8 protein-coding genes and 5 pseudogenes are annotated in these 25,638 nt (G+C 52.4%); all 13 read right to left on the bottom strand.

Features of this window, described 5'->3' with window-relative positions; translation table 11 throughout:
* Positions 1–17: 17 nt before the first annotated feature.
* Positions 18–7,311 (bottom strand): annotated as a pseudogene (locus ACSJJG_RS11035) (amino acid adenylation domain-containing protein); the annotation flags it as partial.
* A complete protein-coding gene (locus ACSJJG_RS11030) occupies positions 7,221–9,617 on the bottom strand; it encodes an AMP-binding protein (RefSeq protein WP_481090426.1) in 2,397 nt (798 codons plus the stop codon). The pseudogene ACSJJG_RS11035 and the gene ACSJJG_RS11030, both read right to left, overlap by 91 nt.
* Positions 9,618–9,749: 132 nt before the next feature.
* Positions 9,750–10,142: pseudogene (locus tag ACSJJG_RS11025) on the bottom strand (AMP-binding enzyme); the annotation flags it as partial.
* 281 nt (positions 10,143–10,423) lie between these two features.
* Positions 10,424–10,543 (bottom strand): annotated as a pseudogene (locus ACSJJG_RS11020) (hypothetical protein); the annotation flags it as partial.
* A gap of 302 nt (positions 10,544–10,845) precedes the next feature.
* A pseudogene (locus tag ACSJJG_RS11015) lies at positions 10,846–13,031 on the bottom strand (condensation domain-containing protein).
* Between the two features lie 56 nt (positions 13,032–13,087).
* Complete coding sequence (locus tag ACSJJG_RS11010; protein WP_481089382.1) at positions 13,088–13,348, bottom strand: AMP-binding enzyme; 261 nt, start codon at positions 13,346–13,348, stop codon at positions 13,088–13,090.
* Positions 13,317–14,297: pseudogene (locus ACSJJG_RS11005) on the bottom strand (amino acid adenylation domain-containing protein). Before ACSJJG_RS11005 ends, ACSJJG_RS11010 begins: the two are co-directional and overlap by 32 nt.
* 40 nt (positions 14,298–14,337) lie before the next feature.
* Positions 14,338–17,016 (bottom strand): condensation domain-containing protein, encoded by a 2,679-nt coding sequence (locus tag ACSJJG_RS11000; protein WP_481089381.1) that lies wholly within the window; start codon positions 17,014–17,016, stop codon positions 14,338–14,340.
* A gap of 65 nt (positions 17,017–17,081) precedes the next feature.
* A complete protein-coding gene (locus tag ACSJJG_RS10995; protein ID WP_481089380.1) occupies positions 17,082–21,407 on the bottom strand; it encodes an amino acid adenylation domain-containing protein in 4,326 nt (1,441 codons plus the stop codon).
* Positions 21,408–21,417: 10 nt separating this feature from the next.
* A complete protein-coding gene (locus tag ACSJJG_RS10990; protein WP_481089379.1) occupies positions 21,418–22,515 on the bottom strand; it encodes a condensation domain-containing protein in 1,098 nt (365 codons plus the stop codon).
* Between the two features lie 296 nt (positions 22,516–22,811).
* Positions 22,812–24,485 carry a pyridoxal-dependent aspartate 1-decarboxylase PanP gene (panP, locus tag ACSJJG_RS10985; protein ID WP_189760895.1) on the bottom strand — a complete coding sequence of 558 codons (1,674 nt, stop codon included), beginning with the start codon at positions 24,483–24,485 and terminating at the stop codon, positions 22,812–22,814.
* Between the two features lie 46 nt (positions 24,486–24,531).
* Complete coding sequence (locus tag ACSJJG_RS10980) at positions 24,532–25,077, bottom strand: thioesterase domain-containing protein (RefSeq protein WP_481089378.1); 546 nt, start codon at positions 25,075–25,077, stop codon at positions 24,532–24,534.
* Positions 25,052–25,354 carry a thioesterase domain-containing protein gene (locus tag ACSJJG_RS10975; RefSeq protein WP_481089377.1) on the bottom strand — a complete coding sequence of 101 codons (303 nt, stop codon included), beginning with the start codon at positions 25,352–25,354 and terminating at the stop codon, positions 25,052–25,054. The genes ACSJJG_RS10980 and ACSJJG_RS10975 overlap by 26 nt, the downstream gene beginning before the upstream one ends.
* Between the last annotated feature and the right edge of the window lie 284 nt (positions 25,355–25,638).

Below are 25,638 nucleotides of genomic sequence, written 5' to 3'. Positions count from 1 at the left end.
ACAGTGGCCTGCTCTGTCAATGTGGGCGAAGCAAATAACGAAGTCAGAGGGATACTGACCAGGAATTTGTCTTGTATGCGGGTTATCAGTCTGACGACCATCAGCGAGTGACCGCCGAGTTCAAAGAAGTGGTCGTGGCGACTGATACGCTCCAGTCCTAATAGATCCTGCCAGATTTGCGCCAACGCGGTTTCTATCCTGCCTTGTGGCGGTTCATAACCCTGAGTCACCACGGCAGCCAGATCCGGCGCCGGCAGGGCCTGACGGTCAAGTTTGCCATTGGGCGTCAGGGGGAAGGATGTCAGCGTGACAAAGGCACTGGGCAACATATAATCAGCGAGGTGCTGGGCGAGTTGCTGGCGCAGTTCAGCGGGCGCCAATTCAACATCTTTCTGTGGTAACAGGTAGGCCACCAGTCGCTTTTGCCCGAATTCATCTTCGCGAGCAATCACCACCGCCTCACGTACCCCGTCACATTGGGTCAGTCCTGCCTCAATTTCTCCCAACTCGATACGGAAACCGCGCAGTTTGACCTGAAAATCATTGCGGCCGAGGTAGTCGATATTGCCATCGGGCCGCCAGCGACCGAGATCGCCGGTTTTGTACATCCGCGCATTGGGGGTGGAAGAGAACGGATCGGTCAGGAAGCGTTCAGCGGTGAGTTCAGGCCGATTCAGATAGCCACGGGCGACACCATCACCCGCGATATGGATTTCACCCGCTACCCCGAGGGGAACAGGCTGACCACACGTATCCAGAATATAAATTTGGGTATTGGCAATTGGACGGCCGATAGGAATGGAATGGGTGACATCAACCGGGGACGTCATCGCATAGGTGGCGGCAAATGTTGTGGTTTCTGTTGGACCATATCCATTTATCAGATGCGCGGGCTGGGACAGAGCCAACATGCACTGTTGATGAACAGGAATCCCCGCCGACAAGCAGGTACGTACTGCCCAAACGGGAAGGAGATTATCCAAGTTTCGGTAAATAACGGCTGTTAACAAATAAGTGGCTGATGACCTGGTCCTAAGTAACCAGTACAGTAAGGCACCCGGATTAAGCAGGACCGATTAGCCACATGCAAACGCGCACCGACCATTAAGGTCAGACAATTTCCCAGGTCGAGGCATCGAAACCATGTTGGCGAACAATGGGCGACACAGTCATTTGGCGCAAATATCAGCAAATGCCCGCTATTAACGATAAGACGGAGGACATTGCGGTGTTCGACCATTACCCCCTTCGGTTGCCCCGTCGAACCTGACGTGTAAATAACATAGGCCAAATGACGTGATGTCAGTCCCAGTGCTTGTGATGTCGGGGTTATCCGTTGACTGTGATACCCACTTCGGTTCTTGGTTGTCAAGTAAACTACCAGCAGGGTGTTAAACTGGACGAGCCATTGTGACTTGTGCCGCTCTGGGTTAGCACCACCACGGGGGCGGCATCTTCGAGCATATAGGCCAGCCGTTCGGTAGGATAGGACGGATCGAGTGGGACATAAGCCCCACCAGCCTTGAGGATGGCAAGCAAACCCACAATGGTGTCCAGACTGCGTTCAGCACAAATCGCCACCCGATCATCTGGATGCACCCCCAGCGCAATCAGGTAATGGGCCAACTGATTGGCTTGGCGATTAAGCTCGCCATAGCTGAGGGTTTGCTCCTCAAATACGACGGCGATAGTATCGGGATTCTGTGTTGCTTGCGCCTCAAAAAGCAGGTGGATCAACGCGTCTTGCGGGAAATCGGCCTGAGTGGTATTGAAATCTGCCAACACTTGTTGCCGCTCTGCCGCCGGTAAGATGGGGATAGCCCGGATCGTTTGTTGCGGATTGTGAACCAGAGCATCGATCAAACCGCTGATAGCCGTCGCCAGATAGGCGTTGATTTGTTCTGGTGCAATTTCGCTGACAGTCAGAGCCGTTAATTGGAAACTGTCTCCTAAGTCATCGACTGACAAGGTGATGGGATAGTTAGTACGCTCTTCTGCGGCCAAAACACGTATACCTGTCCAGGAGGTATCAACCGCCTCCGTTTCCTCCACTTCCGTTTCATTCGAAGCGCTGTGACGATAATTGAACAAAGTGCTGAACAGTGGCATGGGTTGCTCCACGCCACTGCATTGTTGTGCCAGCACTAATGGAGCCTGCTCATGTTCCAGCAACGTGGTCAGGTTGTGATAGGTGTCCTGCACGATGTCTTGTACCGAGCGTCCGCTCAGAGAGATGCGCAGGGGCAGCGTGTTAATAAACATGCCCAGTATTTGATCAGCCCCTGCGCCGCCTTGCAGACGTCCCGATAGCACGGAGCCAAACACCACATCATCGCGGCCGCTGGTGAGTGCCAGCACCTGTGCCCAGGCGACATGGAACAGGACACTTGGGCTGACACCGAAACGACGCGCTTGAGTGCGGATGGCTTTGGCCAGATCAGGCGCGACAGGGAGATGGGCTTTAGTGACAAGGTCGTTGTCAGTTTGTACATTAAGCAACCCAAATGGCGCGGTGGGTTCATCAATGTCCGCTAATTGGGCGCGGAAATAAGCTTCATGCTCGGCGGTTGATGTATGTAAGGTTTGAGCGATAAAGTTGCGATAGGGCAATACCGCTGGCAGCTTCTCCGTCTTTGCCTGCAAGATGAGCGCAATTTCTGTAAAAATCAGCTCCAGCGTCATATGGTCACTGACCAGATGATGGAAGCGCAGCGCCAGCAACCATTCATCTTGTACCGGATCATGGGCGATATCGGTGGCAAAGAGGGGGGCCTGGTTCAAATTGATACGGTGCTGACGCGGATCAGTGTGAGCCAGTAATTGCGCCGGAATATCGTCTGTCACGGCAGGAGTGAATTCATAGCCAGTCAGCGTTGCCTGACGCCAGACCACCTGCACCGGCTGTGCCAGTCCTTGCCAATAAATTGCGGTGCGCAGGATATCATGGCGGTTGATAACCTGTTGCAAGGCATTCAGGAAGCTATCGAGACGATCACGGGTATCGAAAGCGAGTAAGCTTTGTTGCAGATAATTATCCCCTTGGGTCTGTATCAGATGATGGAACAGGATGCCTTCCTGCAACGGGGCCAGTGGATAGATATCCTGTACATTAATTGCTCCGTCCGGGGTCTGCTCAACGAGGGTATCAATCTCAGCCTGAGAAAGAGAAACTAAAGGCAGCATATCGGGCGTGATAGCCGTACAATCTGCGGGGATACGATTAGGGGGCACGACAAAGGTGCAGACTTCACGCTGGATAGTCTGCGCCATATCAGTGAGGAGCGGCGCAACAAATACGCTGCGAACATCAAGTTGCCAACCCAGATTGCGCAGCTCTTCGATCAGACTGACAATCATCAGTGAATGGCCGCCAAGCTCAAAGAAGTGATCGTGGCGACCGACCTGTTTGAGTCCCAGGAGTTTTTGCCAAATTTGTGCCAGAGCGATTTCTGTCTCACCGACGGGGGCTGCATAACCGCGAGCGACAACCGCTGATAAATCGGGGGCTGGTAGCGCCTGACGGTCGAGTTTACCGTTAGGGGTGAGCGGGAAAGTCTCTAAAGTGACGAAGGCGCTGGGCAGCATATAGTCGGCAAGATGCTGCGTCAGTTGCTGACGCAATTCAGCCAGTACCAATTCAGCGCCCTCTAACGGACGCAAATAGGCCACCAGTCGTTTCTGTCCCGGCTCATCTTCACGAGCCAGTACCACGGCTTCGCGCACGCCGTCACATTGCATGAGTCGTGCCTCGATTTCCCCCAGTTCGATACGGAAGCCACGCAACTTGACCTGAAAATCATTGCGGCCGAGGTATTCAATATTGCCATCGGGCAGCCAACGACCGAGGTCGCCGGTTTTGTACATCCGCGCCTCGGGCTGCGAAGAGAACGGATCGGTCAGGAAACGTTCAGCGGTGAGTTCAGGGCGGTTCAGATAGCCACGGGCGACACCTACTCCGCCGATATAAATTTCTCCCGCCACACCAAGAGGAACGGGTTGACCTTGTGTATCCAGAATATAAATTTGCGTATTCGCGATAGGTCGGCCTATCGGTGGTACTCTTTCATTCTGGGTATCACAGGGGGCGAAAGTTGCACAAACAGTAGATTCCGTCGGTCCATAAGCATTGATGATGATCCGTTGGTCTGTTGCCCAACGTTTGATCAACGACGATGAGCAAGCTTCACCGGCCAGCACCAGAATGGTCAGGTCGGGTAATTCAGCATCCGGCGTTAAGGCACTGGCTGCAACGGGCGGTAGAGTTACATGAGTGATCGCCTGAGTTTTCAATGTATTAATCAGAGCCTCACCGGGTAATAGCGCTTCACGGGATGCCAGAACAAGGCAGGCTCCTTGGCACAGTGTAGGAGCAATTTCAGAGATGCAGGCATCAAAACTGAAAGAAGCAAATTGCAATAGCCGGGTGCTGGCTGTGATATGGAATGCTTCAATTAGTGCTTGAATCAGGTTGTACAGACCACGATGCTCAATCATCACGCCTTTGGGCTGACCCGTGGAACCAGAGGTGTAGATCACATAGGCCAGATGGTGTGAAGTTAACCCCAGTGCACAAGCATCAGGATTACTTATTGCGCAGGTATCGAGGGCCACGGTGTCAAGCAGTACGGTAGGTTGGTCGCTGCTCAGTGTTTCAACTAACGATTCTTGGGTCAGTAAGGCCACAGGGGCGGCATCATCCAGCATATAGGTCAGCCGTTCAGCCGGATAAGCCGGATCGAGCGGCACATAGGCGGCTCCTGCTTTGAGGATAGCCAGTAACCCTACTACCAGTTCCAGACTGCGTTCGACACAGATGGCGACCCGATCATCTGGACGCACCCCCAGCGCAATCAGGTAATGGGCTAACTGATTGGCGCGGTGGTTTAATTCACCATAGTTCAGTGTCTGGTCTTCATAGACGACAGCAATGCTATCGGGATGCTGGGCGGCTTGTGCTTCAAACAGTTGGTGGATCAACACGTCTTGCGGGAAATCTACCTGAGTGGCATTGAAATCCACCAGTAGTTGCTGCCGTTCCGATGCTGGCAGCATGGGCAAAGCGGCAATCCGCTGGGTTTCATCCGTCACCATGGCGGTCAGCACATTGTTGAAATAACCGGCTATTCGCTCAACGGTGACGGTGTCGAATAGATCGGTGACATATTCCAGTTCACCGATCAAACCCGCCTCGGTTTCGGCCAATGACAAAGTTAAATCAAAGTGGGCGCTGGGATATATTTGCTCAATGGGTGAACACTGAATATTGGGAAATGCCAGCGCCTGCGAGGGGGTATTGTCTAAAGCCAGCATCACCTGAAAAATCGGGCTGTAGCTGAGATTTCGTTCGGGCTGGAGCGCTTCTACCACTTGCTCAAAGGGTAAATCTTGATGGGCATAAGCGGCCAGTGCCCGCTCCCGAACCAGAGCCAGCAGATCGGCCACACTGAGATCATCATTGAAGGTGATACGTAATGCCAGCGTGTTAACGAAGAAACCGATTAACCCTTCCAGTTCATGATGCGGGCGGTTAGCTACCGGCGTACCGATAACAATATCATCCTGCCCGCTAAGCCGGGCCAGCACGAGACTCCAGGCACTGAGCACTGTCATAAACAACGTGGTGTGATGGCGCAGTCCTAGCTTTTTCAGTGAGTCCAGTAAATCGGCATCAATGTGCACAGGGACTCGGTTGCCAACAAAGGATTGTACTGCCGGGCGCGGTCGGTCGGTCGGGAGCGTCAGTAAGGCTGGCGCCCCAGTAAGCTGGGTGCACCAGAAATCACGTTGTGTCGTGAGCGTGGCCTCTTGCAGCCAATGACGCTGCCAGACGGCATAGTCGGCATACTGAATGGGTAATGGCGATAAAGGCGTATCTTGACCATCAAGGATGGCGCGATAAAGAACACTGAGTTCATGTAGCATGACACCAGTGGACCAGCCATCCGAGACAATATGGTGTAGTGTAAATAACAAGACATGCTCTTCGTCTGCCAGTTGCAGCAAGTGGCCGCGGAGCAGCGGGCCTTGAGTAAAGTCAAAAGGCGTTTGTGCTTCGAGTGCCGTTAATTCCGCAATACGGTGGCTATGTGTTTCAGATGGTAATGAGCGCAGATCCTGGTAAGTCAGGACAAAGCCAATATCAGCCGAATCAATGTGCTGGCAAGGTTGGCCGGAAACCAGCACAAAGCGGGTACGCAAGCTTTCATGGCGGGCAAGCAGCTGGTCGAATGCATGGGTTAAGGCAGGGCGATTAAGCTGACCCGTCAGGCGCAATGCCACAGGGATATGATAAGCCAGGTTGGCCGCCGGATCGAATTGACCCAGGAACCATAAACGCTGTTGGGCAAAGGACAGGGGCAACGGCTGGTTGCGGTCAGCCACAGGGATCACTATCTGAGCCATTGTCGAAGCATCTGTGAGCGTCTGGGCCAGATGCATCAAAACAGGTTGATCAAAGAGTTGCTGTAGTGACAAATCCCGTGCCAACTTTTGGTGTACATGTGCGACGAGTTGGACAGCAAGCAGGGAATGGCCACCGAGTTCGAAGAAATTATCGTGACGACCCACTTGTTCTAAACCTAGCAAGTCTTGCCAAATCTGGGCTAAGGCGATTTCTATTTCGCCCTCGGGGGCGGCATAATCTTGCACCACCACGGCCGATAAATCCGGGGCTGGCAGGGCCTTGCGATCCAGTTTGGCATTGGGGGTCAGGGGGAAGGATGCCAGCGTGACAAAGGCACTGGGCAGCATGTGTTTCATCAAATTGGAACTCAATTGTTCACGCAGACAGGCGGGGTTGAGAGTGACTCCCGGTTGTGGAATGAGGTAAGCAACCAGACGCTTACCACCATTTTCCTCTTCGCGGGCGATCACCACCGCCTCCCTGACGCCTTCACAAGCAACCAGCCGGGTTTCAATTTCTCCTAATTCAATGCGGAAACCCCGTATCTTGACCTGAAAATCATTGCGACCGAGATACTCAATATTGCCATCCGGTCGCCAGCGACCGAGGTCGCCGGTTTTGTACAAACGAGCATTTGGCGTTGTCGAAAATGGATCGGGAATAAAACGTTCTGCCGTGAGTTCCGGGCGATTGAGGTAACCGCGGGACACACCTGTCCCGCCAATATAAATTTCACCGCTCACCCCAAGGGGCACTGGCTGGCTCTGGGCATCCAGGATATAAATCTGGGTATTAGCGATCGGTTTTCCGATGGGAATCATGTTGTCAACGATACTCTCCTGATGATGAGTATCAAACGTGATGCAACCCACCACCGTTTCGGTTGGGCCATATTCGTTGATAATGCGTGATCCCGGTGACAGATCGCGCCAAAGTGCGATGACGGATTGAGGAGTGCCTGCCCACCAACGATAAAACAATGGGCAGGACAAGTCCGTTTTTCCGCCATTAATCCCTTACCAATTGCAGCGAAATGAGTCGGGGTGATATTAACCAGCGTAGTAGGTGCCGTAGAGAGGGATAATAGTGCGGGTACCAGCTCAGTAAGCGCCTGACCTTCATGGATAAGGTGTATTTTGCCGCCACAAAGCAGAGGCAAGTAAATACTGGAGACGGTGGCATCAAAAGCAAAAGGTGATGACACGATGCTGTCTGTCTGCTTGGCCGTTACATAATAACTTAGCCCCCATTGTAAGTAATTTCTGAATCCGGCGTGTTCAACCATCACCCCTTTGGGTTGGCCGGTCGAGCCAGAGGTATAGATGACATACGCCAGATGATGCGAGGTCAGCCCCAATACTTGGGGATCAGGATTATTTTCCGCGTCATTGTCGAAAACAGAGGCATCAAGTAGCACGATAGACAGGCTGGTGCCTAGCTTGTCAATGAGTGACGTCTGGGTCAGTAATACTACTGGTGCCGCATCGTCCAGCATATAAGCCAGCCGTTCGAGTGGATAAGTTGAGTCGAGTGGCACATAAGCGGCACCGGCCTTGAGAGTACCCAATAATCCCACCACCATCTCCGGGCTGCGTTCGACACAAATGGCGACTCGGTCATCGGGTTGTACACCCAGCGCCAGCAGATGGTGCGCCAGCTGATTGGCGCGGCGGTTTAATTCACCATAACTCAGTGTCTGGTCTTCATAGACGACAGCAATGCTATCGGGATGCTGTGCAACCTGTGCCTCAAACAGCTGGTGGATCAACACGTCTTGGGGGAAATCGGTGTGAGTGGCATTGAAATCGGCCAGCAGTTGTTGCCGCTCTGCCGCCGGTAAGATGGGGATATCCCGTATCGATTGTTGCGGGTGATGAACTAAAGAATCGACTAAACCGTTGATGGCCGTCTCCAGATAGGCGTTGATTCGTTCTGGCGCAATGTCGGTGACGGTCAAGGTAGTGAGTAGGAAGCCGTCCCCTAAATCGTCGACCGATAAGGAAAGAGGATAGTTAGTACGCTCCTCTGCGGTCAAAATACGGATGCCTGCCCAGGTGGTATCAACCGCCTCGGTTTCACTCACTTCCGTTCCATTCGAAGCGCTGTGACGATAATTCAGTAAGCTACTGAACAGCGGCATTGGTTGGGCTACGCCACTACACCGTTGTGCCAGTACCAATGGGGCCTGCTCATGCTCTAGCAAGGCAGTCAGGTTATGATAGGTTTCCTGCACGATATCTTGTACCGTGAACCCGCTCAGGGAGATGCGCAGGGGCAGCGTATTAATAAACATGCCCAGTATTTGATCAGCCCCTGCGCCGCCTTGCAGACGTCCCGATAGCACGGAGCCAAAGACGACGTCATCGCGCCCGCTGGTGTGTGCCAGCACCTGAGCCCAGGCGACATGGAACAGCACACTCGGACTGACCCCTAAACGACGCGCCTGAGTGCGGATGGCTTTGGCCAAATTAGGGGCGATAGGAAGACGGGACTCAGTCACGCAGTTATTGTCAGGGTGTACCTTGAGTACCCCAAAGGGGGCCGTGGGTTCATCAATATCCGCCAGTCGGGTACGGAAATAGGCTTCATGTTCTGCCACGGGCACACTTAATGTTTGGGCAATAAAGTTGCGATAAGGCAGTACCACTGGCAGCCTCTCCGTTTTACCTTGCAAGATAAGCGCGATTTCCGCCAGAATCAGCTCCAGTGTCATATGGTCACTGACCAGATGATGAAAGCGCAGCGCCAGCAACCATTCATCTTGTGCCGGATCATAGGCGATATCGGTGGCAAAGAGGGGGGCCTGATTTAAATTGATACGATGCTGGTGTGGATCGGTATGATGCTTGAGTTGAGTGACAACGTCACCCGTTGTAGCGGGGTTGAAAATGTTAACCGCCAGCGGTGCCTGACGCCAGACCACTTGTACCGGTTGTGCCAGCGTCTGCCAGCAAACGGCGGTGCGCAGGATATCATGGCGGTCGATGACCTGTTGCAGTGCCGCTAAAAAGGCATTGAGGTGCTCACGGGTATCGAACGCGAGCAAGCTTTGCAGCAGATAATTATCTCCTTGTGCCTGTAACAGATGATGGAACAGGATACCTTCCTGTAATGGAGCCAGCGGATAGATATCCTGCACATTGGTGACGCCGCCCGGAACAGTGGTAGCGATGGCATCAATTTCAGTTTGGGACAGGACAACCAAAGGCAACATATCGGGCGTAATATTTGTGCAATCTTCGGGAATACGGTTGGGGGGCACGACAAAAGTGCTGACCTCACGCCGTATAGTCCGAGCCATATCAATGAGGACCGGCGCGACAAACACGCTGCGAACATCAAGTTGCCAACCCAGATTGCGCAGCTCTTCGATCAGACTGACAATCATCAGCGAATGGCCGCCAAGCTCAAAGAAGTGGTCATGGCGGCTGACCTGTTTCAACCTCAGGAGTTTTTGCCAGATTTGGGCTAAGGCGATTTCTGTCTCACCGATGGGGGCTTCATAGCTGCGCGTGACTACCGCGGATAAATCAGGAGCAGGCAGAGCCTGACGGTTGAGTTTACCGTTAGGGGTGAGCGGGAAAGTGTCCAATGTCACAAAAGCGCTGGGTAACATATATTCGGCAAGGTGTTGGGCGAGTTGCTGGCGCAGTTCAGCCGGTAACAGCTCAACGCCCTCCAGTGGCCGCAGATAGGCGACCAGCCGTTTCTGCCCCGGCTCATCTTCGCGTGCCAGCACCACTGCCTCACGCACCCCGTCACATTGGCTGAGTCGGGCCTCGATTTCCCCCAGCTCAATGCGGAATCCACGCAACTTGACCTGAAAATCATTGCGGCCGAGGTATTCATAGAGACCATCGGGTAGCCAGCGTCCCAGTCACCGGTCTTGTACAGGCGGGCAGCCGAGTCTGGGAAAAACGGATCGGTCAGGAAGCGATCGGCCGTCAGTTCAGGCCGGTTCAGGTAGCCGCGCGCGACCCCGTCACCGGCGATATAGATTTCCCCCGCCACACCGAATGGCACCGGTTGGCTGTGGGTATCGAGGATATAGATCTGGGTATTAGCGATCGGTTTTCCGATGGGAATCATGTTGTCAACGATACTCTCCTGATGATGAGTATCAAACGTGATGCAACCCACCACCGTTTCGGTTGGGCCATATTCGTTGATAATGCGTGATCCCGGTGACAATGGCGCCAAAGTGCGATGACGGATTGAGAAGTGCCTCCCCACCAACGATAAAACAATGGGCAGGACAAGTCCGTTTTTCCGCCATTAATCCCTTACCAATTGCAGCGAAATGAGTCGGGGTATATTAACCAGCGTAGTAGGTGCCGTAGAGAGATAATAGTGCGGTCACCACTCAGTAAGTGCTACCTTCATGGATAAGGTTATTTTGCCGCCACAAAGCAGAGGCAAGTAAATACTGGAGACGCTGTCATCTAAAGCAAAAGGTGATGACACGATGCTGTTGCTCTGCTGGCCGTTACATAATAACTTAGCCCCCATTGCAGGTAATTTCTAAATCCGGCGTGTTCAACCATGACGCCTTTGGGTTGACCCGTTGAGCCAGAGGTATAAATCACATAGGCCAGGTGATGTGAAGTCAGCCCCAGCGTTTGTGGATCAGGGTTATCTGCTGTACCCTTGTCGAAAACCAGAGCATCAAGTAACACATGTGGCAGGCGGGTGCCTAGCCTGTCAACCAGTGACGTCTGGGTCAGTAAAGCCACCGGAGTGGCATCTTCCAGTATATAAGCCAGCCGTTCGGCGGGGTAGGCCGAATGAGCGGCACATAGGCGGCGCCTGCCTTGAGGATAGCCAGTAAGCCGACCACCATCTCTGGACAACGTTCAACACAGATGGCAATCCGGTCATCGGGTTGTACGCCCAGCGCAATCAAATGATGAGCCAACTGGTTAGCGCGGTGGTTTAATTCAGCATAGCTCAGTGTTTGGTCTTCATAGACGACAGCAATACTATCGGGATGCTGTGCGACCTGTGCTTCAAACAATTGGTGGATTAACGCGTCTTGCGGGAAATCTGTCTGGGCAGCATTGAAGTCCACTAACAGTTGTTGCCGCTCCGATACCGTCAGCATGGGCAGGGCGGTAATCAGTTGGGTTTCATCGGCTACCATGGCAGTCAGCACATTCGTTAAATAACCGACCATGCGCTCAATGGTTGTGGCGTCGAATAAATCCACGGTATAAGCCAGTTCACCGACCAGACCGGCTTCGGTTTCGGTCAGGGAGAAGGTTAAATCAAAGTGTGCACGCTGGTATTCCTGCGCAACGTGTGAGAGTTGCAGATCAGGTAACGCGGCCGCTTGGAGTGATAAGTGCTGCGGCGTGTTGTTTAAGGCCAGCATCACTTGGAAGATTGGGCTGTAACCCAGACTGCGTTCGGGCTGGAGGAGTTCCACCACCTGTTCAAAGGGTAGATCCTGATGAGCGTAGGCCGCGAAAGCGTGTTCCCGCACTTGGGCGAGCAAGTCAGCAACACTGGTGGCATCATCCAGCGTGATACGCAAAGCCAGCGTATTGACGAAGAATCCGATTAATCCTTCCAGTTCATGATGCGGGCGGTTAGCTACCGGTGTACCGATAACAATATCCTCCTGCCCACTGAGCCGGGCGAGGACGATGCTCCAGGCACTGAGTACCGTCATAAATAAGGTGGTGTGATGGCGCTGTCCCAGTTCTTTAAGCGAAGCCAGTAATGCTGCATCAATGTGGACTGGGATCTGGCTGCCCGCATAAGTTTGTACCGCAGGACGGGGCCGGTCGGTGGGTAATGTCAGTAAGGCCGGTGCGCCAGCCAGCCGGTTGCTCCAGAAATCACGTTGTTCAGTAATAACGGCGTCTTGTAACCATGTTCGCTGCCAGACGGTATAGTCGGCATACTGAATGGGTAATGGCGGTAAAGGTGTATCTTGCCCGTCAAGGATGGCGCGATAAAGGGTACTGAGTTCATGCAGCAGTACACCGATGGACCAGCCATCCGAGATAATATGATGTTGGGTAAGCAGCAGGAGATGCTCATCATCGGTCAGTTGCAGCAAGTGACCCCGCAGCAACGGATCTTGAGCCAGGTCAAATGGCGTCTGCGCGTCAAGTGCCGTGACTTCGGTAATACGGTTGTTACGGGCGTCTGGCGTTAATGCCCGCAGATCCTGATAAGACAGGGCAAAGCCGATATCTGCCGGATCGATATATTGGCAAGGTTGACCGGAAATCAGCACAAAACGGGTACGCAAGCTTTCATGGCGGGCGACCAGATGGTCAAGAGCGCGGGTCAGAGCTGGGCGATGAAGCTGACCGGTCAGGCGCAACGCCATCGGAATATGATAGGCCAGGCTGGCCGCCGGATCGAGTTGAGCGAGGAACCATAAACGCTGTTGAGCAAAGGACAGGGGCAACGGCTGGTTGCGATCAGCCACGGGGATGTTTACCCGAGAGGTGGTTGCCGTATCAGTCAGCGCGTGAGCCAGATCGATCAAAAGCGGTTGGTCAAAGAGTTGCTGTAATGGCAACTCGCGAGCCAGTTGTTGACGAATGCGAGCCGCCAACTGGACAGCCAGCAGGGAATGGCCCCCGAGTTCGAAGAAATTATCATGACGTCCCACCTGTTCTAAGCCTAGCAAGTCTTGCCAAATCTCGACCAGAGCGATTTCTGTTTCGCCTACGGGGGCTTCATAATCTCGGTCACCACGGCCGCTACATCTGGCGCAGGCAAGGCCCGACGATCCAGTTTGCCGTTAGGCGTGAGCGGGAAGGCATCCAGCGAGATAAAGGCGCTGGGCAACATATAGTCAGCCAGATGTTGGACCAGTTGCTGGCGCAGTTCAGCGGGCACCAGTTCAACCCCTTCCTGTGGAAGCAGGTAAGCCACCAGCCGCTTCTGCCCGGGTTCATCTTCGCGAGCCAGCCACCACCGCCTCACGCACGCCGTCACATTGGTTGAGTCTGGCTTCAATTTCTCCCAACTCGATACGGAAACCCCGCAATTTGACCTGAAAGTCATTGCGGCCGAGGTATTCGATATTACCATCGGGCAGCCAACGACCGAGGTCGCCGGTCTTGTACATGCGAGCATCAGGGTTCGAAGAGAACGGATCAGTCAGGAAGCGTTCAGCGGTCAGTTCAGGCCGATTCAGATAGCCACGGGCGACACCATCACCCGCGATATGGATTTCACCCGCCACACCGCAAGGAACGGGCTGACCCCACGCATCCAGAATATAAATCTGGGTATTGGCGATGGGGTGGCCGATAGGGATGGAATGGGTGACATCAACCGTGGACGTCATCGCATAGGTGGCGGCAAACGTGGTGGTTTCCGTTGGCCCATACACATGTATCAAATGCGCGGGCTGGGACAGAGCCAACTGCACCTGTTGTATCTTTCTCGGATCAAGGACATCCCCGCCGAAAAGCAGATAACGTAAGCCCAAAGAGGGGAGTGAGATTATCCAGATATTCGTTAAATAAACCGGCTGTTAAGCAAAGTGCAGTGACCGTCCTTTTACCAGTACATTGAAGAAATGCACCGGATTAAGCAGCATCGATGGTGGAATGACATGCAAGCGCGCGCCATTGAACAAGACAGACCAAATTTCCCAGGTCGAGGCGTCAAACGAGATATTGGCACAATGGGCGACACAGTCATTAGGCGCAATATCAGCAAAGCCGCTATTAACGATAAGACGGAGGACATTACGATGTTCGACCATCACCCCCTTGGGTTGGCCCGTCGAGCCTGAGGTGTAGATAACATAGGCCAGATGACGTGATGTCAGTCCCAGTGCTTGTATGTCGGGATTATCCGTTGACTGTGATACTATTTTCGGTTCTTGATTGTCAAATAAACGGTCAAGTAAAACGATAGGCACTGTGTTGGGCAGCTTGTTGATTGTGACGTCTGGGTTAGTACTACCACCGGGGTGGCATCTTCCAGCATATAGGCCAGCCGTTCGGTGGATAAGTTGGGTCGAGTGGCACATAAGCGGCACCGGCCTTGAGAATAGCCAATAATCCCACCACCATCTCCAGACTGCGTTCAACACAAATGGCGATCCGGTCATCGGGTTGTACGCCCAGCGCAAGCAGATGGTGCGCCAGTTGATTGGCGCGGCGGTTTAATTCACCATAGCTCAGTGTCTGGTCTTCATAGACGACAGCAATGCTATCGGGATGCAGGGCGGCTTGTGCCTCAAACAGCTGGTGGATCAATGCGTCTTGCGGGAAGTCGGTCTGAGTGGCATTGAAATCGGTCAGCAGTTGTTGCCGCTCTGCCGCCGGTAAGATGGGGATAGTCTGGATCGCTTGTTGTGGGTTGTGAACCAGGGCATCGATCAAACCGCTGATGGCCGTCGTCAGATAGGTATTGATGCGTTCGGGCGCAATGTCGGTGACGGTCAGGGCTGTCAGCTGGAAATCATCCCCAAAGTCATCCACAGACAGGGTAATGGGATAATTGGTCTGTTCCTCAGCCGTGACCAGGCGCATTTCTGTCCATATGGTGTCTATGGATTCATCCTTGTCAGCCTGGCTATGGCGATAATTGAGCAGGGTACTGAACAGCGGTAGCGGTGGAGTCACGCTACTGCCCCGTTGTGCCAGTGCCAATGGGGCTTGCTCATGCTCCAGCAAGGTACTTAAATTGTGATAGGCCTCCTGCACGATTTCCTGTACTGTGCGCCCATCCAGAGAGATACGCAGGGGTAGCGTATTGATAAACATCCCCAGTATGCGATCCGCCCCTGCGCCGCCTTGCAAACGACCCAGCAGCACGGAGCCAAACACCACATCATCGCGGCCGCTGGTTTGGGCCAATACCTGCGCCCAGGCCACATGGAACAGGACTCCGGGGCTGACGCCCAGCCGACGCGCCTGAGTGCGGATGGCCTGTGCCAACGTGGAGTCAAGCAGAAGGCTATTTTCATTGATAGCACTATTATTGCTGGGTACGCTGAGTATCCCAAAGGGGGCGGTGGGTTCATCAATATCCGCCAGTCGGCTACGGAAATAGGCTTCATGCTCTGCCACGGGCACACTTAATGTTTGGGCAATAAAGTTGCGGTAGGGTAGCATGGGGGGCAATGTTTTGGCATTGCCCTGTAGTATCTGGGCAATCTCGGCGAAAATCAGATCTGAGGTCATATGGTCACTGACCAGATGATGGAAGCGCAGCACCAGCAACCACTCATTTTGTGTGGGATCACAGGCGATATCAGCGGCAAAGAGGGGCGCCTGGTTCAAATTAATACGATGCTGATGTGGATCAGTGTGAGCCAGTAACTGCGCTAGAATATCGTCCGTCTGGGCAGGGGTGAATTCACAGATAGTCAGCGATGCCTGACGCCAGACCACCTGTACCGGCTGCTCCAGCCCTTGCCAATAAACCGCTGTGCGCAGGATGTCATGACGATCAATAAGTTGTTGTAAAGCTGCCAGAAAGGCATCAAGATATTCGCGAGTGTCACAGGCAAATACGATCCGTAATAAATAGGCATCACCTTGTGTCTGTAACAGATGATGGAACAGGATGCCTTCCTGCAACGGAGCCAGTGGATAGATATCCTGTACATTACTCGCTCCGCCGGAAACGGTATCAATGATGGCATCAATTTCGGATTGGGAAAGCGAAACCAGTGGCAGCATATCGGGGGTAATGGCCGTACAGTTCTCAGGAATAAGGTTGGGTGGCACGACAAAGGTATTGGCATCACGCTGGATAGCCTGAGCCATATCGGTCAGAATGGGGGCGGCGAAGACACTGCGAGCATGGAGTTGCCAGCCAAGATTTCGCAACTCTTCGATCAGGCTGACAATCATCAGCGAATGGCCGCCGAGTTCAAAGAAATGGTCATGGCGACTGACCTGTTCGAGTCCCAGGAGTTTTTGCCAAATCTGCGCCAGAGCGGTTTCTCTCTCACCGACGGGGGCTTCATAGTTGCGAGCGACAACCGCCGATAAATCGGGGGCTGGCAGCGCCTGACGGTCGAGTTTTCCGTTTGGCGTGAGAGGGAAGGTGTCCAGTGTGACAAAGGCACTGGGCAACATATAATCAGCGAGGTGCTGGGCGAGTTGCTGGCGCAGTTCAGCGGGCGCCAATTCAACATCTTTCTGTGGTAACAGGTAGGCCACCAGTCGCTTTTGCCCGAATTCATCTTCGCGAGCAATCACCACCGCCTCACGTACCCCGTCACATTGGGTCAGTCCTGCCTCAATTTCTCCCAACTCGATACGGAAACCGCGCAGTTTGACCTGAAAATCATTGCGGCCGAGGTAGTCGATATTGCCATCGGGCCGCCAGCGACCGAGATCGCCGGTTTTGTACATCCGCGCATTGGGGGTGGAAGAGAACGGATCGGTCAGGAAGCGTTCAACGGTGAGTTCAGGCCGATTCAGATAGCCACGGGCGACACCATCACCCGCGATATGGATTTCACCCGCTACCCCGAGGGGAACAGGCTGACCACACGTATCCAGAATATAAATTTGGGTATTGGCAATTGGACGGCCGATAGGAATGGAATGGGTGACATCAACGGGGACGTCATCATCGTTCATAGGTGGCGGCAAATGTTGTGGTTTCTGTTGGACCATATACATTTATCAGATGCGCGGGTATTCATTCTGGGACAGAGCCAGCACCTGTTGTATCTTTCTGTTCAGCCGAAAAGCAGATAACGTAACTGCCCAAACAGGGGGCCAAGGAGATTATCCAGATATTCGTTAAATAAACCGGCTGTTAACCAAAGTGCCGTGACCTGTCCTTTTACCAGTACATTGAAGAACCGCACCGGATTAAGCAGCACCGATGGTGGGAAACCACAGAAGCGTGCCCCATTGAGCAGGGCAGACCAAATTTCCCAGGTCGAGGCATCAAACGCGATATTGGCACAATGGGCGACACAGTCATTTGGCGCAATATCAGCAAACCCGCTATTAACGATAAGACGGAGGACATTGCGGTGTTCGACCATCACCCCCTTCGGTTGCCCCGTCGAGCCTGACGTGTAAATAACATAGGCCAAATGACGTGATGTCAGTCCCAGTGCTTGTCTGTCGGGGTTATCCGTTGACTGTGATACCCACTTCGGTTCTTGATTGTCAAATAAACGGTCAAGTAAAACTACCGGCACGGTGTTGGGCAGCTTGTGGACTTGTGCCGTCTGGGTTAGCACCACCACGGGGGCGGCATCTTCGAGCATATAGGCCAGCCGTTCGGTAGGATAGGACGGATCGAGTGGGACATAAGCCCCACCAGCCTTGAGGATGCCAAGCAAGCCCACGATGGTGTCCAGACTGCGTTCAGCACAAATCGCCACCCGATCATCTGGATGCACCCCCAGCGCAATCAGGTAATGGGCCAACTGATTGGCTCGGCGATTAAGCTCGCCATAGCTGAGGGTTTGCTCCTCAAATACGACGGCGATAGTATCGGGATTCTGTGTTGCTTGCGCCTCAAAAAGCAGGTGGATCAACGCGTCTTGCGGGAAATCGGCCTGAGTGGTATTAAAATCCACCAGCAGTTGTTGCCGTTCTGAGGCGGGCAGTAACGGCAAAGTGGCAATATGTTGGGTTTCATCCGCTACCATGGCGGTCAGCACATTGTTGAAATAACCGACTATCCGCTCAGCGGTGGTGGTGTCGAATAAATCGGTGACATATTCCAGTTCACCGACCAGACCGGCCTCGGTTTCACTCAGTGACAAGGTCAAATCAAAATGAGCACTGGTCTGAATTTGCTCAATGGGCGTGCATTGGACATCAGGAAATGCCAGTGTCTGGGCGGGGGTGTTATTTAAGGCCAGCATCACCTGAAAGATCGGGCTATAGCTGAGATTGCGTTCGGGCTGGAGCGCTTCTACCACTTGCTCAAAGGGTAAATCTTGATGGGCATAAGCCGCCAGTGCCCGCTCCCGAATCTGGGCAAGCAGATCGGCCACACTGAGATCATCATTGAAGGTAATGCGTAAAGCCAGCGTGTTAACGAAGAAACCGACTAACTCTTCCAGTTCATGATGCGGACGGTTAGCTACCGGCGTACCGATAACAATATCATCCTGCCCGCTAAGCCTGGACAATACGAGACTCCAGGCACTGAGCACCGTCATAAACAACGTGGTGTGATGGCGCAATCCCAGTTTTTTCAGTGAGGCCAATAAGTCTGCATCAACGTGCACAGGGACTCGGCTGCCAATAAAGGATTGTACTGCCGGGCGCGGTCGATCGGTCGGGAGTGTCAGTAAGGCAGGGGCGCCTGTAAGCTGGGAGCACCAGAAATCACGTTGTGCCGTGAGCGTGGCCTTTTCCTCTTGCAGCCAGTGACGCTGCCAGACGGCATAGTCGGCATACTGAATCGGCAGGGGCGGTAAAGGCGCGTCTTGACCATCAAGGATGGCGCGGTAAAAAACACTGAGTTCATGCATCAGCACACCGACGGACCAGCCATCAGTAATAATATGATGCTGGGTGAGCAGTAAGACATGCTCTTCGTCTGTCAGTTGAAGTAAGTGTCCACGCAGCAGCGGACCTTGGGTAAAGTCAAAAGGCGTCTGAGCTTCGAGTGCCGTTAATTCCGCAATAAAATTGTGATGTGCTTCAGATGGTAATAAACGCAGATCCTGGTAAGGCAGGGCAAAACTGATATCAGCCGCATCGATGTGCTGGCAAGGTTGACCGGAAACCAGTACAAAGCGGGTACGCAAACTTTCATGACGGGCGACCAAATGGTCAAATGCACGGGTCAAGGCAGGGCGATTAAGCTGCCCCGTCAGGCGCAATGCTACAGGAATATGGTATGCCAGGCTGGCCGCCGGATCGAGTTGCCCCAGGAACCACAGTCTTTGTTGAGCAAAGGACAGGGGTAACGACTGGCTGCGGTCAGCGACAGGGATCACTAACTGAGCCATTGTTGAAGCATTTGTGAGCGTCTGAGCCAAATGCATCAAAACAGGTTGCTCAAAGAGTTGCTGTAATGGCAATTCTCGCGCTAACCGTTGGCGGACTCGTGCTACCAGTTGGGTAGCAAGCAGGGAATGACCACCGAGTTCGAAGAAATGATCGTGACGACCCACTTGTTCCAAACCTAACAACGCTTGCCAAATTTGGGCCAGGGTGATTTCTATTTCGCCCTCGGGGGCGGCATAATCTCTAACTATCACGGCCGATAAATCGGGGGCAGGCAAGGCTTTGCTATCTAGCTTGCCATTGGGGGTCAACGGGAAGGATGTCAGCGTGACAAAAGCACTGGGCAGCATATAGTCAGCCAGATGCTGGGCGAGTTGCTGGCGTAGTTCAGCCGGCACCAATTCAACATCTTTCTGTGGTAACAGGTAGGCCACCAGTCGCTTTTGCCCGGGTTCATCTTCGCGAGCAATCACCACCGCTTCGCGTACCCCGTCACATTGGGTCAGTCTGGCTTCTATTTCCCCCAACTCAATGCGGAAACCGCGTAGTTTGACCTGAAAATCATTGCGGCCGAGGTATTCGATATTGCCATCGGGCAGCCAGCGACCGAGGTCGCCAGTCTTGTACATCCGCGCATTGGGGGTGGAAGAGAACGGGTCAGCGAGGAAACGTTCGGCGGTGAGTTCAGGGCGATTCAGGTAACCGCGAGCCACGCCGACACCTGCAATATAAATTTCTCCCGCCACACCGCGAGGAACAAGTTGGCCGTGTGCATCCAGAATATAAATCCGGGTATTGGCTATCGGGCGGCCAATCGGGGGCGGATTATCCTCTGCGAAGGAAGTACAGGCATAGAGTGTGGCACAGACCGTGATCTCTGTCGGCCCATACGCATTGATCATCTGCCGGCCTGGTGACCAGCGTTTGACTAAGGTTGATGGACAGGCCTCTCCCCCCACCAGCAAGGTTTGCACGGTATCGGGCAGGGAATCCATTACGGCTAACGTGGTCGGTGACAAGGTAACATGGCTGATGGCATGGTCAGCTAAGTAGCCAGACAGTATGTCGCCGGGCAACAGGCTGGCCCGCTGGGCGAGATAGAGACGCCCACCCGTCATTAAAGCCATGACATATTCCCAAATACTGGCATCAAAGCTATTGGAGGCGAATTGTAAGACGCGACTGTCGGCAGTGAGTGTCAGGGCATGTTGCTGGGCGGTTACTAAATTGCACAGGCTATGATGTTCGATCATTACCCCTTTCGGTTGACCGGTCGAACCGGAAGTATAAATGACATAAGCCAGATGGCGGGGCGTCAACCCCAAGGCTTGAGGCGCTGGATTATCAGTAGGTTGTGTTGCCAGATACGGTTCTTGGTTATCCAGCAAGACCGTTGGCAAGGCGTTAAACTGAGCGAGCCACTCTGACCGGGCCAGCACTGATTGGGTCAGTAAAGCCACCGGGGCGGCATCTTCCAGCATATAGGCCAGTCGTTCGGCCGGATAAGTGGGATCAATCGGCACATAAGCCCCGCCAGATTTGAGGATAGCCAGAAAGCCGACTATCATCTCCAGACTGCGTTCGACACAAATAGCGACCCGATCATCCGGCCGCACTCCCTGCGCAATCAGGTAATGAGCCAGTTGGTTGGCTCGGCGGTTAAGCTCGTCATAGCTCAGGGATTGCTCGGCAAACACGACGGCTGTTGCGTTGGGTGTTTTTGCCGTTTGTGCTTCGAACAATTGATGGATCAGGGTCTCTTGTGGGAAATCTATCTGTGTGGCATTGAAATCCACCAGTAATTGTTGCTGCTCTGTTAGCGATAATAGAGGTAAGCATCGGATCTGGGTTTTTGGAGACGTCAGGGCGGCTTCTATCAACACCATGAGACGGGACTGGAGTGCTGTCACTTCAGCACGACTCAGGTAATTGGGCGAAAAATTAAACTCAAGGGTGACCGGTTTCTGTGCATCCTCACTGTTAGCAAAGGCATATTGGTGGACTGCGATAGTCAGAGGAAACGCTGCACCACGTTGTATTTTTGAGTATTTGAGTGTGGCGTCGGGTATATCGGCGTTCACTCCTATCCGCTCAAATGACAGCATGATATCGAATAACTGGGTGCGTCCGGTCTGCTGCTGGATTTGTGTGAGACGATTGATTTCTGTGAGGGGAAGGACGCTGATGTTTGTAGCAACGCCGCAATTCTGTTGCAGTTTTGCTCATCACATCAAGGAAAGTATCATGGGGCGAAACAGTTATACCGACCGGAATCACCGATGAAAACATCCCCACCGTGCGTTTTTGTTTGCTGTTTTTACGGTTATCTACGGGAATACCAATAACAATATCTTCATCTTCGGTACGGTTTGTCAGCGAATAAGCAGTACGTGAAAAATAGCAAGCCAGCGCGGCATACATAAAATGCAGGACAGACAATCCATGTGCAGCGACAATCTCTTCGATTCGCTGGAAGAGCGTTTTATCCAGTGGCCAAATTAAAGGTTCGGTATGTTCGCTATCTGTTGTTTTCTCTAAATTTGATGGCTGAATTAAGGCAGGCGGTAAATTTTTATAGCGCTCTGACCAGAATTGCTGGTCTTGTCGATAGCGCTGTGAGTTTAAATAGGCATTATCTTCATTAATTAAGTCGAGATAAGAGGGCGCCGCTTTTGTCGATTTCTTTCCTCTGCTTAACCGAGTATACGTATTGGCTATTTCTTCGGAAATAAGTCTTAAAGTCGTCGTATCGCCAATAAGATGATGACAGCAAAACTGGAAGTACCAACGGTTATCACTTACCCGTAACAGTGCAAAACGCCATAGTTCATTGTACAAATCAAACGGGCGTATGAAGGCAGTACGGATATATTGTTCAGCTTGTTCTTCAGCATCAGCATAACCTGAGAAATCGTGGATTGTCACGGATACAGACAAGGCCTCGGTGAGTTCTTGCCGTGGTAATTCCTGAGTTTTAACAAGTCGTAAACGCAATGCATCATGACGATAAACAACGGTCTCAACAGCGCGTACTAACAGCGCGTCATCCAATTTTCCCTCAACAAGAATCACTGAACCTAAGTTATAGCAGGTGCTATGAGGACGGAAGATCTGGTCGAGCCAGACGACTTGCTGGGGAGAACTGAGTGGGAATTTAATATTATTGTTACTATTACGTGGCATAGGCATTGCTTAACTCCTGCTCGTGATAATAATTAGTCATGCTAATAAATTAAATTTGAGTTATGTAACAGTGCTGCACGCTAGAATATGATTGGCTAACTAACGCTTTCATAAACGGATGCTTTGTTTTTTTGATTTTTGTTATAAGGGAATGAGTTTGTGTATTTTTTGATTATTTGTATAAAAAATACTGATATAAATATGGTGATAGGGCGTTTGCCATTTACAACACGATATGAAACCTGATATCTCCCCGCTTCGTGGGGAGATATCACACGCATCTTGAAGTGAGATTGGTATATTCAACAGATTAAGTTGTGTAGCGTTTGCCAAAACGGGCTTTGTTGTGCTAGCTGACGCTGCTCTTCAAGCATATTTTCGAGTATTGCCAACGTGGTCAGAGGATTTGCCAGCACGACACGCAAAACGGTTGTGGGTTGTCGATCCCATTGCACGGGTTTGAGACTGGTATGTGAGACAAAAGATTTTCCGGCGGACCACTGCACCGCTTGGATATTCTGGTTCAGTGCATTAATTGCTTCATGCAATTGCTGTTTCATCTGGTCTGAACTCTCCCGTAGTGCCTGTAATACCTTTGGCGGCACGTATCGGTAGGTCAACAGGCAAAGCTGTGGTTCACTGATCAACTCGAAATCTTCTTGCTGGCGGATGAGATTGGCGAATTGTTGTGCTTTCTCGATGCTTGCATCGATCAGGCCAGCCAATCTTTGGCGGCCAAGCAAATGGAAGTTACTGTGTAACATCAACGACATTGCACTGCGTGAACCTTCCAAAGTATGGCGCCCCAGATCCTTTGACCCCTTGCGTACAATATAATTAGCATGCTGGGCGATGGCGTTGGTCAGGGTAGGCTGACGGAACAACACCATACCTGCTCCCATAGGGACATACATTTGTTTATGTGCATCGATCGTGACGGTATCAGCACGTTCGATACCCGTAAATAAGTGTCGGTAGCGTTCGGACAGCAAACTCGCTCCGCCCCAGGCGGCATCGACATGAAAATGACACTGTTCTTGTTCAGCGATATCCGCCAGAAGATCCAGCGGGTCAATGGCACCGGTTTCTGTGGTGCCAGCTATTCCGACAATCGCCATAGGCTTGATATTGCGCTGGCGCAGTTTTTGCAATTGTGTGAGCAGAGCATCAATGCTGATCCGCCCCTCTCTGTCGGCATCCACTTTTATCAGGGCATCCTGCCCTAATCCAAGAATATCCACCGCTTTTTTCAGCGAATAGTGTCCGAGTTCCGATACCAAAATAGCTAAGCCACTATAGCCATAATGCATCATCCCCCTGGCTAATCCCTCACGTGCAAGACCAGCAAACTCTCCGTCGGCGGGCATAAGCTTGTTTCGGCACGCCCACATGGCGGTTAAATTAGCCACGGTTCCACCAGAACAGAAGGTCGCCAGCGCATGATCACTGTTGTGCAGCCACTGTTTATAGAAAGTTTCATCACCGCGATACACCAGCTTGTGCATCATACCCAGAACCTGCCGTTCCAGCGCAGTTAAAATATGCGATGTTTCCAGTTTGACCAGATTCTGATTCAGGGCTGTTACTATCTTGCCAAGAGCAGGCAAATGTCTGGGGAGAGCCGATGTCATGTGACCGACAAAGGCCGGTGATGATACAGGCACAACTTGATTGAGGATATTTTCGCTCAGATACTGGGTATATGCCCCAGCATCAACCGGAGATTCTGGGATAATCACGGAGGAGAACTGACTTTCAATTTCCGTTAGTTCGCGTATGGGTTTGTTTAATTCGCGCAGACAATAAGCGACAGGGTCACTAGCAATTTCCGTTTCCAGTCCGGCCAGATCTTCGTCACCGACAGCGGAAATAAACTGGTTGAGCAGTGCTTGCCATTCTTGCTCATCCAGACAGTGCGTGTTAAGCGTTTTTTTATCCGTTTCGTCGTGATCCAGGCTGTCAGGAAAATACAGCATAGTTTGCCTCTTTAGAGTCATTAATAATATCGGTCATGTTTTTCTCTCACTTCTGCCATAGGCGGGTTACCCATTGCCCGACATGGGGGGTGGATAACAGGGTCATATGATTGCCGGGCACAACTATCGTATTGAGTTCTGCCACCAGAAGACGCCATTGGGTTTCGCGACTCCTCCTTTCATTCTTATCGCCTTCCTCAGCGTTAACCAGATGGACAAGTCCCTTATAACGGGCACGAGGAATATAACTGGTGTTCAGATTAGCCTGCATAACGCGAATAATCCCTTGCAACAGCGATATTGGTGTTTTGGCCGGGAAAAGGCCGGCCTTAACCAAGGCACTGTGCAGGTGCTGAATTTGTTCATCCGCGGCCAGGTTAGCAAAATCTTGCCGGGCGAGCGGAAGCGGCTGATTTAATATCATATTATAGATATCGATTAACTCCATGATTGTCTCAATACGGTTGACTGACTTGAGAGCTTTTCCTTGCTGGTCAGGTTCATCGGTATCGATAAGAATCAGCTTGGAGACCTGTTCTCCATCGGCCTGCAATTGCAAGGCTATTTCAAAGGCAATCCAGCCAGCCTCCAAAAGAGTGACCGAGCAGGTGATAGGGTGGATGCGGTTGGATTTGGCGGATAATTCCGGATATAGGCACGAGCTGCTCCTTCAACACTGCTGTAAGGGAAATGATGCTCAATCGTGAACCCACGTGCCTGTAAAGCGTATACCGGAAGTTGTCTGTGGACGATAGCGCCAGTTCGAGAATACTGGACGGGCTGGCACCGGCACCTGGCAGGCAAAATAGCGGCGATACGGCTGGAGAGCCTTGCTGAATAATAACCAGTGGCTCTGAAGGAAGGCACATCCCGTAAGTTTTCAGTGATTGAATCCACGATTTGGTTTAGCAAAGGAGGCTGCATAATGGAAACGGCGTCCCGCCGATAGGATGGAGCACCGAATCGTGACCGACAATGTCATGCCAGCCGTGCCAACTGTCGCCGTTGACTAACTCCTCCGCAGTATAGAGGTAGACAGGTAAGGTGGATTTTTGCGCGATATATCCCTGACCAAGCTGTGTAATCATCTCGGCGGTATAGAAACGCAGAAGAATATCTTCGCGCGTGATGCCCGCCGACAGCCATTGGCGTT

This window comes from Xenorhabdus sp. SGI 60, from assembly GCF_056632175.1.
This window is presented reverse-complemented; position numbering and strand designations above follow the sequence as displayed.